Origin of the sequence: Bacillus sp. FSL R5-0585 (assembly GCF_038004545.1) — a bacterium.
GTDB classification, from domain to species: Bacteria; Bacillota; Bacilli; order Bacillales; family Bacillaceae_G; genus Bacillus_A; species Bacillus_A cereus.
Genome location: NZ_JBBORJ010000001.1, coordinates 951,192 through 964,766, shown reverse-complemented (window position 1 = coordinate 964,766; position 13,575 = coordinate 951,192). Strand labels below are relative to the sequence as shown.

Below are 13,575 nucleotides of genomic sequence, written 5' to 3'. Positions count from 1 at the left end.
ACTTATCCTCTATTCTTTCTTATTTCTTTTTGAATTTTACGCAGTGCTTTTTTCGATCCGCGCTCAATGTCGTGTTGCATTTTTCTTTCTTTATAATCAACAAATAGTGTATTTAAATCGTATCCTTCTGGATATAACTCCTTCGCTGCTACTTCTAAAGTAATACGTTTTACATTTACTTCAACGAATTCACCGTTATAATATACAACAACGTTATAAAAATTATCTTTTTCCTTATAGATGATACCAAAATCATCATGATCCAATAAATTCACACGATCGCCGATTTTGTACTCATAATGAGATTCTCTTTTTTCTTGTACAAATTTCGGTTTTCTAATTTTACTTTCATTCACTTTTTCTAAAGCGTACTCTTTATTTCCCATATACTCTTTCGCTCTTTTCAGTACATGTTCTTTTACGCTCATTTTATTCGCAATCCAAAGTGCATTACTTTCTCCTGATTTTCCGATAACTAATTTATAAAGCGGCTCTAGCGTTTCACTATTAAACTGCATCGCTGCATTCATAAAGTCATCATGCATTTCTGAGAATCGTTTAATTTCTCCGTAATGCGTACTCGCAACGGTAATACATCCCGCAAGGTACAACTCTTCTAAAATAGAAATTGCAAGTGCTGCACCTTCATTTGGTTCTGTACCGCTCCCTATTTCATCAAATAAAAGTAACGTATTATTATTTGACATCCTCATAATCTCAGAAAGATTTTTCATATGAGACGAAAATGTACTTAGTGCATTTTCAATACTTTGATTATCACCAATATCTACGAATACATTTTCGAAAATAGCGATTTCTGTACCTTTATCTCCTGCAATATGAAGACCTGACATTGTAGCTAATGTTAACAATCCAATCGTTTTTAACACAATTGTCTTTCCGCCCGCATTCGGCCCTGTAATAATTAAACTACGATACTCTTGACCAATTTTAAAATGTAACGGTACAACTTGCCCTGTTAAAAGCGGATGCTTACAATTCACTAAATGAATGTAGCCATGATCGTTTAACTTCGGTTCTATTCCATTGATCGATTTACTAAACTTCGCTTTCGCAAATACCATATCATACTGACTAATTAGCTCCATGTTAATCTTTATACTATAAATGTTTTCTAACACCATTCCTGATAAAGTCGCTAAAATCTGATACTCTTCAACCGCTTCTTCTGCTTTCAAACCTGCTAATTCTGCATTCAATTTCGTAACCGTATGCGGTTCTATAAATACAGTAGAACCTTTTGCCGAGGCTTCAATAATACTTCCAGCAACTTGGTTTTTATAGGAAGATTTAATTGGAATCGTATAACGGTCATCCTTTTTACTAATAAAGAATTCCTGAATGAATTTCTTATTTGCACTACTATTTAAAAACTTCGTTAAACGTTCTTTTATTTTCCCATCTACAGAATCGATATTATTTCGAATTCGTTTTAACTCTTTACTTGCAGCTGCATCAATACTATTTCCTTTAATTGAAAAGTTAATTTCCTCTTCAATACTTTTATATTCAGTCATTGAGTTTGCATAAGAAGCTAATACTGGTGCAAAAAATTCTTTATCTAACATAAACTTTTTAATCTTTCTACATCCACGTAAAAAGTCTGAAACACTCACTAATTCTTCTGGATCTAAAATCATCCCTTTTTCTAATTTTTGAATTGTACTAGCAATATTAGAAATTCCGAAGAAAGGAACATGCCCTTCTGCATCTAATATAGCTCGTGCTTCTGTCGTTTCATTCAACCGATTTCTCACTACTTTTATACTCGTACTCGGCTCTAATTTGTTTAATAACTCCTTACCTAATCCACTTACACAATAAGATTTCACTATATCCTTTAATTCGTTATATTGTAACTTTTCAAAAGTCATCGTATTCATTTTGTTTCTCCTCACTATGATTGATTTTTATCATAAATGAAGATACCTACTCATTAGATTCCAATGAGCTATATATAAAATTCCATAATTATACAATAAAAACATATACAAAAAAGCTGCGGGGATACCGCAGCTTTTACATTTACAAGGCATGTGTAATAACGTATGAGGAAATAAGCCATAAAAAATAGATGGCAGTCCCTTATTACACGCTTTATAAAGTATTGTAGGTATCTTCATAGGTTTTGAAATAAATGCATGACAAAATTAGGGGTATGATGTACATAAAAATCCCCTGGTCTTATCCGATTTATTTCATTAAATTTTTCCTATTTAATACCTACCGCACTCACAAAAAGCACCTCTCATTAATTTATACTATAGTCATTGAAATCTAATTTATTGAAATCATCATACTATATGTTACGTGAGAAGTAAAGGTGTCATACTTTAGTAGTACGTAACTATACATTTCAATATTGCTTAAATTAGGTCTATATTCGCTGAAGAGAAATTATAAGAAGCGCCTCCGCTATTGCGAATGTCATTTACTTCCCCTAATACATTTAATAATTATGACAAGCAATGATAGGAGGTTTACTATATGAATGAAGAATATAGTATTTTACATGGATCTGCTCTGGAACCAAATTTAATCGGTCCCACACTACCATCAATTCCACCATTTACTTTCCCTACTGGAATCACAGGCCCTACCGGAATTGGAATAACTGGCCCCACTGGGGTTACAGGCCCTACCGGAATTGGAATAACTGGCCCCACTGGGGTTACAGGCCCTACCGGAATTGGAATAACTGGTCCTACTGGCGCAACCGGTTTAGGGATCCTTCCCGTATTTGGAACAATAACTTCTGAAGTAGGAATCGGTTTTTCAGCAGTAGTTAATACAAATGTTAATTTTACCATTCCAGGACCTGCTAGTGGAACTACTATAAATCCATTAAATAATTCTATTACAATTGATACCACTGGCGTGTACTCTGTATCCTTTTCAATTGTATTTGTAATACAAGCTATATCGTCTAGTATATTAAATCTTACAATAAACGATTCCATTCAATTCGCAATCGAAACGCGAGTTGGTGGTGATTCTGGGATAAGAGCTACATCCGCCAGAACTGATTTACTATCTTTAAATCAAGGGGATGTTCTTCGAGTACGAATAAGAGAAGCCACGGGTGACATTATATACTCCAATGCCTCTCTTGTTGTTATAAAGGTCGACTAACTCTTTTATTACAATAAAAATTCAGGAAAAATAAAGTGAAACTTTAATAAGCCCTCACCAATCGGACTGACCACAAATAGCGGGATAAATATGCACAATATAAAAAGAAGAGGAAAACTTATATTTCAGTCTACCTCTTCTTTTTCATCACCAAATTACTGCTGAACATATATGGAAACTGATCCTCCACTTACTTGGAATTGTCCCCAACCATCCTTATTAATTGTTACAGTATTTGTTTGATTACCCGTAATATCGTACCATACTTCCCCTGCGTTATTCTTCCCAACATCCATCCACTTTGACCCTCCTGGTCCATCAGAGATTAATGTTGCTAAACCAGAATTAGCATGTACACTATCACCTTCTCTTGTCCAGCCAATTACATCTGGATGATCAAAATAATCCCGCTGCGTACCATATGCAAAGTTTTTTCGTGCCGTCAAAATCGGATCAATTTTGTCCTTTAACGCTGGAATTTCATAGTTACTATTTCCTTTTGTACCATAGTAATCACCATAGAAAACAGAAGGATATCCCTCTGCACGCGTTAAAATAAATGCATATGCCAACGGTTTGAACCAAGGGCTCACTACAGATTCCAATGACTGACCAGGCTGTGAATCATGATTTTCAACTAGAGTAACCGCAAGTGTAGGATGATTCGCAACTACCGTTCCTTTTAAAATATTTCTCATATCATAATTCCCATTTCCTGTTGAAGCATAGTGAAAATTATAATGAAGTGGTGCATCGAACACAGATTGATTATAATTGACCTTCGCTAAATAATTATTTAAAGTCTGGATATCATTTTGCCAATATTCAGCTACTGTAAACATTTCTTTCCCCGTTTGCTGTCTAACATGATTTACCCAATCGCGCAAATATTCATGATCAATATGTTTAACAGCATCTAAACGAAAGCCATCTAAATTTAATTCCTTCGCATACCACGTTCCCCATTTTTTCATTTCATTCGCAACATCTGGATGATCAAAATCAAGATCCGCGTACATCAAATAATCATAATTCCCATTCTCGCTAGACACTTCCCAGTCCCACGCTTTACCTATGCCCCTAAATTTATAAATTCGGTTTAATTTCTTTCCTTCATCCCAATCTGTTCCGTCAAAATGATACCATTTCCATTTGAAATTAGAATAAGAATCTCCACGCCCTGGAAAGTTAAATCCCGTCCACGCACTAATTTCATAATCACCTGATACTTCATTATTTCGATTGCTCGGGTCTACCTCAACTGCTGTGACAGTTTCTGTATAATCAGCCCCACCTTTATGATTCATAACTACATCACCGTATACATCGATGTTTTTCTTATGTAAAGCGTCAATTGCAGATTTCAATTGTGCTTTCGTCCCATATTTCGTCCGCACTGTGCCCTTTTGATTGAATTCCCCCAGATCATATAAATCATATGCTCCATATCCTACGTCATTTTGCGTAGTTCCTTTATATGCAGGTGGTATCCAAACAGATGTAATTCCTTTTTCCGCTAAATTTTCAGCATCAGTACGCAAACGATTCCAATGATCCCCATCATTCGGAGCATACCACTCAAAATACTGCATTAACGTTCCATTGTTAACTGTATCTGCATATGCTTTACTCTCCTCATATATACTAGGTAAAAACATAACAACTGACAATCCGACTATTGTTATTCTTTTAAACATCTGTACACCATCCCCTTCTAAGAAAGCGCTTGCATAGTTTATCAGAATTATTATAATATTCGTCCCACCGTTAGTAAAGTAACAATCTCTCACTCTCCCATATTATTTTTAATCTAATTTCAAATATTCAACGTAGTTTTAATTTCACATCCTATTCAAGATTGTTTACAATTTACCTATAAAAGCATAACGGAGGGATTTCGATGACAGACTTTCAAAAACAATTTTTCGCACGATTACATATAGAAGAAAAAGACACAGTTTCATTTGAAGATCTATCTAACATTATGTACGCAATGGCACAAACTGTTCCTTTTGAAAACTTAAATATTCTCGAAAAGAATTTTAAAGAAATATCAAAAGAAAATTTGAAAGAGAAAATTTTAGTAAATAACCGTGGCGGTCTTTGTTATGAACTCAATCCTACTATGTATTACTTCCTAAAAGATGCTGGATTCGATGTTCATCTCGTTTCAGGAACAGTTTATAACGCTGCAAACTCCATATGGGCTGTTGATTCTGGCCATATCGCAACCGTTTTAACACATCATAATGAACTTTATTTAATTGAAGTAGGATTCGGATCATACTTACCTCTTGCCCCTGTCCCTTTCTCAGGTGAAGTCATTCACTCTGTTACAGGAGATTATCGTATTCGTAAAGAAATGACCGAAAAGGGAAACTACATTTTAGAGATGCGGAAAAACAATGAGTTCTTGGATCAATCTTCTGCTGATGATTGGACGTTAGGCTATGCATTTTATATAGAAGAAGTGGATGAAGAAAAAGCAAATACAGCACAAAAAATTATCGTTGAACATGAAGGGTCACCCTTTAATAAACTACCTCTTATTGTAAAACTAACTGAAGATGGGCATGCCTCTTTAACGAAAGATAGCCTTACAGTAGCGAAAAATGGTAAAAAAACGAAAGAAACCGTTACAGACATGCAATTTACAAACCTTTTACATTCAAAATTTGGAATTACACTATAAGTATGTAAGCCTTGTTATTTTAGCAAGGCTTTTCAATTTTCAGCAGGGATTTTTTGCAATTTGTTGTATTTCATAGTTATATAGAAATATAACTACATGTTTAGAAAGGAAATGATTATGACAGAACTTAAAGATCGATTACAAGTAGCTGATATAGAAAAATGGGATTTAACAGACATTTACCATACAATTGAAGATTGGGAAAGTGATTTTCATAAAATTGAAGTATTAACGAAGGAATTACACGAGTTTAATGGCAATATTCACGACGGCAATAGTTTATTAGCTTATTTAACGAAGAGTGAAGAAATTTCTAGCATAATATCTTTAATGTTCGCTTATGCACGATTACAATCTGACCTTGATACACGCGATACTGACGCGCAATCTCTTGTCGATAAAGTATCACAATTACACGTGAAAGTAAGTGCAGCGAAATCTTTCTTTTCCCCCTTCTTACTTAGCATAGACGAAAACACATTACATTCTTACATAGAAGAAACAGAAGGCTTACAATATTATAAAGAAGACTTATTTGAATTATATCGTTATAAAAAACACGTATTGAATAAGGACCAGGAAGCAATTTTATCACAAATGGGTGAAGCTCTTTCTTCTCCACAGCACACATTTGGTATGTTAAACAATGCAGATATATTATTTGGTGAAGTGACGACTGACGATGGAGAAAAAGTGAACTTAACACGCGGAATGTATGCAAAGTTAATAGAAGATACGAATCGTGAAAAGCGTAAAGAAGCTTATAAAGCATATTACAAACCATATGTTCAGTTAAAGAATTCCATCGCATCTACTTTATCCGCTGCTATTAAAAATAATGTTACCGTTTCGAAGCTAAGAAACTATCCATCAGCGCTAGAGAAATCATTATTTGGCGATATGGTTCCGAAAGAAGTATATGAAAACCTTATTGATACAACGAAAAAAAACATTCAAACATTACATACATACAATGAAATTCGAAAAGAAAAATTAAACGTAGATGAACTAAGACAATACGACTTAGGCGTCGATTTAGTAGAAGGTGCAAAACAAGACATCCCATATAGTGAAGCATTTGACATTATGATTGCATCACTAGCTCCTTTAGGAGAAGAATATATTGAGACATTAAAAAGTTTTAAAGATAAACGATATATAGACGTAAGAGAAACACCAGGAAAACGTTCTGGTGCTTATAACTTTGGTGTATATGGTGTTCATCCTTTCATTCTTTTAAATCATCACGATGATTTAAATAGCCTGTTCACTCTTACTCATGAATGCGGGCACGGTATGCATACGCACTATTCACATGGATACCAACCAAGAATTTCTGCACATTATTCTATCTTTGTGGCAGAAGTCGCTTCTACAGTAAATGAAGTGTTATTAATTCACTATTTATTAAAAGAAGCAAAAGAAACGAACGTGCGTAACCATTTAGTTAACCATTTTATTGAAAAATTCAAAGGTACTTTCTTTACACAAATTATGTTTGCAGAATTTGAAAAAATCACACATGAAATGGCGGAACAAGGTAAACCATTAAATGCACAAGTCTTCAGTGAAATTTATGAAAAACTATTTAAAGAATATAACGGTGATTCACTTGTATTTGATGAAGAAGTAAAATACGGATGGGCTAGAATCCCTCATTTCTACCGCCCGTTTTACGTATACAAATATGCAACTGGATTCGCATCTGCCATTCAAATCGCTGATAAACTATTAAGCGGTGATCCGAATGCTCAGAAAAATTATATTGAATTCCTGAAAGGTGGAAGTTCTGATTATCCACTAAACCTATTGAAAAAAGCTGGTGTTGATTTAACTACGCCAGAACCGATTGAAAGTGCATTGAAACAATTCACTCAACTTGTTGAGGAGTTTTCAACATTATAAAAAGCATGCAGAGTATATGCTCTGCATGCTTTTTCATTTGAATTACTCTATTCTATATGCTGCTGCGTCACACAATGAATCATACCACCGTATGCATACAATTCGTTAACATATATACCAACAATTCTTCTCCCTGGAAATTGACCTTCAATGATTTGAAGCCCTAATTTATCATGTTCATCACCGTATATAGGTACCAACACAACTTCATTACCAATGTAAAAATTTAAGTACGATCCTTTACAATCTGCTTCTTTTACCACTTTTCTTGTTACTGGTACTGGAATGAGCTGAAATGGCTTTCCATCTATATTTTTCGCTTGCCGTAATTCTTGATAATGCTTTTCGTACGCCTCCAAAAGGTATGGCTCTCCTTCATCGAAAGGATCATATTCATACAGTATCGTATTTTCATTTACAAACCGTGCCGCGCCATCAATATGATAATCCGTATCTTCATCATAATTATCTTCTCCGCGTATACCAGTTATCCATATAAAATTTGTTACTCCTAAATATTTCGTTAACTCCATTTCAATTTCTTTCTGACTTAGTGTGGGATTTCGATTTTCATTTATAATAGACGTTTTCGCCGCCATTAAGGTCCCGTTTCCGTTTATCTCAATTCCCCCGCCCTCTAGACAGACACTAGATTCAACTTTTGGAATGCGATACATTTCACTTATTTTATTCGGAATATTAGCGTCTTTTTCGTACGGATATTTATTTCCCCAACCATTAAATATCCAGTGCGTTAGGCAGCGATTCCCTTCCTTATCCGTTACAAAGATTGGTCCGTTATCTCTTATCCAAATATCATCAGTTTCTTGAATTAAGAAATCAATTTTATCCATATTTACATTAGCTTCCATTAACTTCGATTGGACATGTATTTTCTCTTCTTCATCACATACAACAATATGGACATTTTCTCCATAGTGAAGCTCCTTTGCCATCGATATCCAAATATCATCTAACTTAGCTCTATAACCTTCACCTCTATGTGCTTTATCATGTGGCCATTGGAGCCATGTACCTTCATGTTTCTCCCATTCCGCAGGCATATAAAACAAACTATTTTCTATATTTCTCATACGTGTTCACCCCTTATATGAATGTACGTACAGTCTATACTTTGACATCGTGTTAAGGTCAACAGGAATATCTTCATTTACTTGTAGCAACTTTATAAGGTGACTCTTTATTTCGCCTTTTTATTATGATAAATTGCTTTCGTACATAGAATAAGGATTGACATAATGTTAATGTCAATCCTTATTCTCATTCTATTTTCGTAACTAAAAAACAAATTTGTGTCACATACTCTTCTGCTAAACAATCACATTCAGATCCCTTTATATAAACCTCATATGGCGAATTAACTATTACACACCCATTTTTTTCAACCCATTCTTCTAACGCTATATAAGCGTAACCTATATAGTCATAACTTCCATAATGCATAGTAGTAACGATATGATGTGGACTTAGTTGTTTCATTTCATACTTTGGTGCTACGTCTTCATCATTCCCCTGCATAACCGGAATTCTTAACTCAATATCACTGTTACTTGGAATATATTCTTCATCATAAAAGACTGCAGATGGAGAACCGACTATTTGAAAGTTATTTTTTTGTACCTCTTCATATAAGTCATAAAAATAATCATCCATATCATCTATATCTATTTTTACTCTTTGAGTAATTAGCGTTACTTCGTTCCTCATTCCCATTAATATATCGTAACTTCTATGGCGAGCAATATTTAGACTACTATTCACCATTACCATTTCATTCATTTCTGAAATAACCTGTAAATTTTGCTTCACTTCATGAGACAACTCGATAATTTGTGATTGTATATGTTGAACAAACGAATCTTGATCCGATGACTGCAAAACAATTTTAATTTTTGGAAGAGGAAATTTATACTCCCTTAGCTTTTTTATTTTCAATGCTACTTCCAGCTGCTCTTGCTCATAATACCTATACCCATTAACCGGATTCACATATGCCGGTTTTAATATCTCCTCTTTGTCATAATGTCTTAACTTCCGCGTACTCATTTTACAAATCCGAGAAAACTCAGCGATGGTATACATATCAATACTCCTTGAATATATTTTCTTTTCCTTACTTATTTATTAAAACCAATCAAAAATCTTCTTCATTGAAAAATATTTATTCTGATTTTTCAATCTTCTCATTTTCGAAGGTAACAAATGACTTGGACAATACCACGTTAAACAATTCATTGCGCCTCCCATTGTTGATATTTCTCCTACATGAATTTGAATAACTTGTTTCTCCGTATACTGTTGAATATATCGTAAAACTTCCTCATCTTTAGCTAGTCCAAACTTAGGAACATAAAGAGCATCACATGATTCTAACATATTTATATACAACCCTTTTGCTGATGCTATCTCTTGATCATATTGTCCTTTCTCTGTATATGATGAAGGAACAACTATAAATTCAGCTTCTGGCATTTGTTCTTGAATAATCTCTTGAACACTATATCTAAATTCATGATCCCCTAAAAAATCACTAATAAACATTGTATGTTCATCAATAAATTTTACCATTCCGTCTGCGTGTGCTAGTACATCCCCTTCTTCAGCAGGAATAATAATAACTCGGCTCACATCTAAATCCCATTCTAACTGCTCAATAATTTCCTCTTCTGTCCAATCATCGTTATCATCAAATATACGTTCTGTTAATATTACGGTATCTTTTTTATTCCAAATAAGATTACCACCATCTAATATTAATGGGGATTTCACATATTCAAAGTCATTCTTTTTCAACCATTTATTAAACTGTTGATCTAAATATCGCCCTTGATCATCTGGCAAATAATTTGGTCGATATTTAAATTTAACTAGATGATTTGTGACAACCGGTGCAACATCTCTTAGCCAAATATCATCATACTCAAAACAGCTCGTATGAAAGTCTTGTTCTTCAACAGATAAAGATATAAGTTGATCCGCAATTGATTTCTTTTCATTTAAACATTCATTAAAGTAAATCAAGTCTTCATAAAATGGTTGATAATATTCATTCGATTCGTCTGGTATTGCAGTAAAAATAATCCCATTATGTTTTTGTTCCATATTATTTACCTCGCTTTTTAATAGTAGTTACATAACTGATTTCACAAAGTCAACTATTCCTCAATTCATTTCTCTTTTCATTACAACTCATGAACCGCGTATATTTCATGAATGGATTATAGCATGGAGAAATATTATATATTTATATAAAAAATATAAAGCTGACGTTAAGCCTTAAATTGACTCTTGACAAGTTTTTTAAATACCATATTTTAAAACAACAATAAATGATTAAATGATTTTTTTATCAAAATTCAAACCCATTACTTCTAATAGATCGTTTTGATTATATAAATTCACTAAATGCGCTTCTACTCCTATACAAATTCCTTCTAGCGGAAGATCATTTGGATCCTGACCAAAGGGATCTTCAATTTCAACCCCTATTGCTTCAATACCTATGAATGCAAAACTTATAAATGTAAACTATTTTGATTATTGTAATGAACCATATTTACAAAAACCTCTTTCTCTATTAACCTTTTATTCTTTTAAATCACGAAAGTATACAATTAAATAATAGAATCATAAACCCTATCATTATGAGGCTGGTTAAGATTATTTCTTTCAATACCGTTACTCCTTTTTGGCAAAAAGATAAAATATCTTATTTAATTCAACAACAAATGTTCACTATTCTAAATCCCGACGCATCATTTTAGAATTCGCAATGAATAACGCACTAATTAATACAAAGATTGCACAGGCATATAACAATAAATCTAACGGACTATCGTGATCTATAATGATGAGACGCACAATAGCTGTTATACCTATATATATAAAATATCGTAATGGAAAATGAAAATTCATTTGAAAATACTTTATAATCATTACGATGAATTCAAAGTACAAAAAGAATACGACGATACTATCAATTAAATGATAACTAGATTCATTACTATCCAATTTCAGTTCTTGTATAAACTGAATGACTTCTTTCATAAGAAACACACTTAGAACAACCCCTAAGCAAATTAAAGCTACATTTAAAATGTACTGTAAAACGATAGGGAAATACGAAAACACTATTTTAAAATTCTTTAACACAAACATTTTTCTCCTTTACCATATAAAACGAAAAGCGAACATACACTACAATTCAATTATCATCATATTTAAATTTTATTTTTACAAATAATAAGGAACGACAAAATAGGTAAAGATAAGATTTCACCTATTTTGTCCATATAGCAGCACAACGAAATTACAATTAATTACTTCAATGCAATGGGTTGTTGTTGTGTCACACAATGAATCATACCACCGTTTTTATACAACTCTCTCACATCAATACCGACTACTTTACGATCTGGGTATAACTTCTGAATCGTATCGTTTGCGATTTTATCATTCGGATCATTATAATTAGGCACTAATACAACTGTATTTCCGATATAATAATTGATATACGACCCCTTATAATCGAGAGTTTTTCCATTTTCTAAAGCAACCTTTTCTTTACTAAGCGGCAAGTATTCATACTTATATTTCTGTCCTGAAGCATTTTTTGCATCTAACAATGTATCCATATCTTTATTAGATAAACCCCATTCGGCTAGGTCATCTTCTTTCATCGTTACAATGGTAGATTTATTATGGAATTTAGCAAATCCATCAATATGAAAGTCCGTAATATCTAAATTAGGTACTCCGTCTAACCAAATAAAGTTTGATACCCCAAGGTCACTTATATATTTTTCAATTTCCTTTTCTGATAAATCAGGATTTCTATTTTTATTCGTTACTGCACTTCGAGTTAATAAAGCAGTCCCATTGCTGTCTAATTCAATTGCGCCGCCTTCAAGGACAAATTTCCCCCAATCAACTCTTTCAATTCCTGATTGTTTACTAACATTCTTACGTATTTGAGCATCATTTTTATAAGGTGTTTTCTTCCCCCAACCATTAAATGCTGGATCTAATATTTTGAGATTTTTATTGCTGTCATAAACAAAAATTGGTCCACTGTCCCTTGCCCATACATCATCAGTAGGCGCGATAAAGAAATCAATTTTCTCCATATTTAACCCTTCATCTGTTAAAAGGTTATTGATTCTTTCTTTTTCTTCCTGGTCATATGCAACAATGTGGACTTTCTCACCCTCAGTTAAAGCACTTGCCATCTTAACCCAAATAGGTTCAACTTCCTTCTTATACTCTTCACCATATGTGTATTCATGTGGCCATTGCAGCCATGTACCTTCATGTTTATCTTTTTCATCTGGCATCGTATATTTCCCAGCATTTTTCTGTACCTCTACTTTTTCCCCTTCTTTCCCTTTAACATTTTCATTGTTACCCTCAAAAGAGCATCCACTAATAATTGTTGTAGATAATGTAGCTATTAAACAAAACTTTATTGCTTTTTTCATTTTTTCAACCTCCTGTTCTTGTCTCCAATAATATAAAGCTTCACATAGTGTGAAGCTCAAGCTTTTTTATCAATGTAAAAATTACCAATTTTTCTTTGCATTACTTAGCATTTAACTACCTATTTAGATTTATTCATATGTCAATCACCTTTCTTACCTATTTATCCCGCTATTTATGGGCAGTAAGACCCTCACCTCAAAATTCAGCGGAAGCAAAGAAGTTAGGTGGGAGATGAACAAAATCCCTACTGATTAAAGTTTCACTTTATTCAGTAAGTAAAACTTTACAAAATAAAAAAATCGGTATGGATAATTACATATCCATAC

At 33.3% G+C, this 13,575-nt stretch carries 10 protein-coding genes and 1 pseudogene; 3 read left to right on the top strand and 8 right to left on the bottom strand.

What is annotated here, in order from left to right; all coding sequences use genetic code 11:
* Positions 1–2: 2 nt before the first annotated feature.
* Positions 3–1,904, bottom strand: coding sequence for an endonuclease MutS2 (locus tag MKY38_RS04985; RefSeq protein WP_065224169.1), 1,902 nt, complete (start codon positions 1,902–1,904; stop codon positions 3–5).
* Between the two features lie 604 nt (positions 1,905–2,508).
* Here MKY38_RS04985 and betA point away from each other — a divergent pair.
* The gene (gene betA / locus MKY38_RS04980; protein ID WP_341048252.1) at positions 2,509–3,153 is read left to right on the top strand and encodes a collagen-like exosporium glycoprotein BetA; all 645 of its coding nucleotides are present in this window, start codon (positions 2,509–2,511) and stop codon (positions 3,151–3,153) included.
* Between the two features lie 155 nt (positions 3,154–3,308).
* On the opposite strand, the gene amyS is transcribed toward betA, so the two are convergent.
* Entirely contained in the window at positions 3,309–4,850 is a 1,542-nt protein-coding gene (amyS, locus tag MKY38_RS04975; protein ID WP_070180386.1) for an alpha-amylase, read from the bottom strand.
* 203 nt (positions 4,851–5,053) lie between these two features.
* Between amyS and MKY38_RS04970 the strand changes: the two genes are divergently transcribed.
* Positions 5,054–5,845 carry an arylamine N-acetyltransferase family protein gene (locus tag MKY38_RS04970; protein WP_070180387.1) on the top strand — a complete coding sequence of 264 codons (792 nt, stop codon included), beginning with the start codon at positions 5,054–5,056 and terminating at the stop codon, positions 5,843–5,845.
* Between the two features lie 117 nt (positions 5,846–5,962).
* Complete coding sequence (gene pepF, locus MKY38_RS04965; protein WP_070180388.1) at positions 5,963–7,750, top strand: oligoendopeptidase F; 1,788 nt, start codon at positions 5,963–5,965, stop codon at positions 7,748–7,750.
* A 47-nt stretch (positions 7,751–7,797) separates the two neighbouring features.
* Here the strand turns inward: pepF and MKY38_RS04960 are convergent, their stop codons facing one another.
* From MKY38_RS04960 to MKY38_RS04935, 6 genes and pseudogenes are all read right to left on the bottom strand, one after another.
* Positions 7,798–8,844, bottom strand: a complete 1,047-nt coding sequence (locus MKY38_RS04960; protein WP_070180389.1) for an agmatine deiminase family protein — start codon at positions 8,842–8,844, stop codon at positions 7,798–7,800.
* A 187-nt stretch (positions 8,845–9,031) separates the two neighbouring features.
* Positions 9,032–9,853: a MerR family transcriptional regulator gene (locus MKY38_RS04955; protein WP_070180390.1), complete on the bottom strand. Its 822-nt coding sequence runs from the start codon at positions 9,851–9,853 to the stop codon at positions 9,032–9,034.
* A gap of 42 nt (positions 9,854–9,895) precedes the next feature.
* The gene (locus tag MKY38_RS04950; protein ID WP_078384650.1) at positions 9,896–10,873 is read right to left on the bottom strand and encodes an agmatine deiminase family protein; all 978 of its coding nucleotides are present in this window, start codon (positions 10,871–10,873) and stop codon (positions 9,896–9,898) included.
* A gap of 231 nt (positions 10,874–11,104) precedes the next feature.
* Positions 11,105–11,296 (bottom strand): annotated as a pseudogene (locus tag MKY38_RS04945) (bestrophin family protein); the annotation flags it as partial.
* A 210-nt stretch (positions 11,297–11,506) separates the two neighbouring features.
* Entirely contained in the window at positions 11,507–11,923 is a 417-nt protein-coding gene (psiE, locus tag MKY38_RS04940) for a phosphate-starvation-inducible protein PsiE (RefSeq protein ID WP_000916573.1), read from the bottom strand.
* A 167-nt stretch (positions 11,924–12,090) separates the two neighbouring features.
* Positions 12,091–13,248 carry an agmatine deiminase family protein gene (locus MKY38_RS04935; RefSeq protein ID WP_000709181.1) on the bottom strand — a complete coding sequence of 386 codons (1,158 nt, stop codon included), beginning with the start codon at positions 13,246–13,248 and terminating at the stop codon, positions 12,091–12,093.
* Between the last annotated feature and the right edge of the window lie 327 nt (positions 13,249–13,575).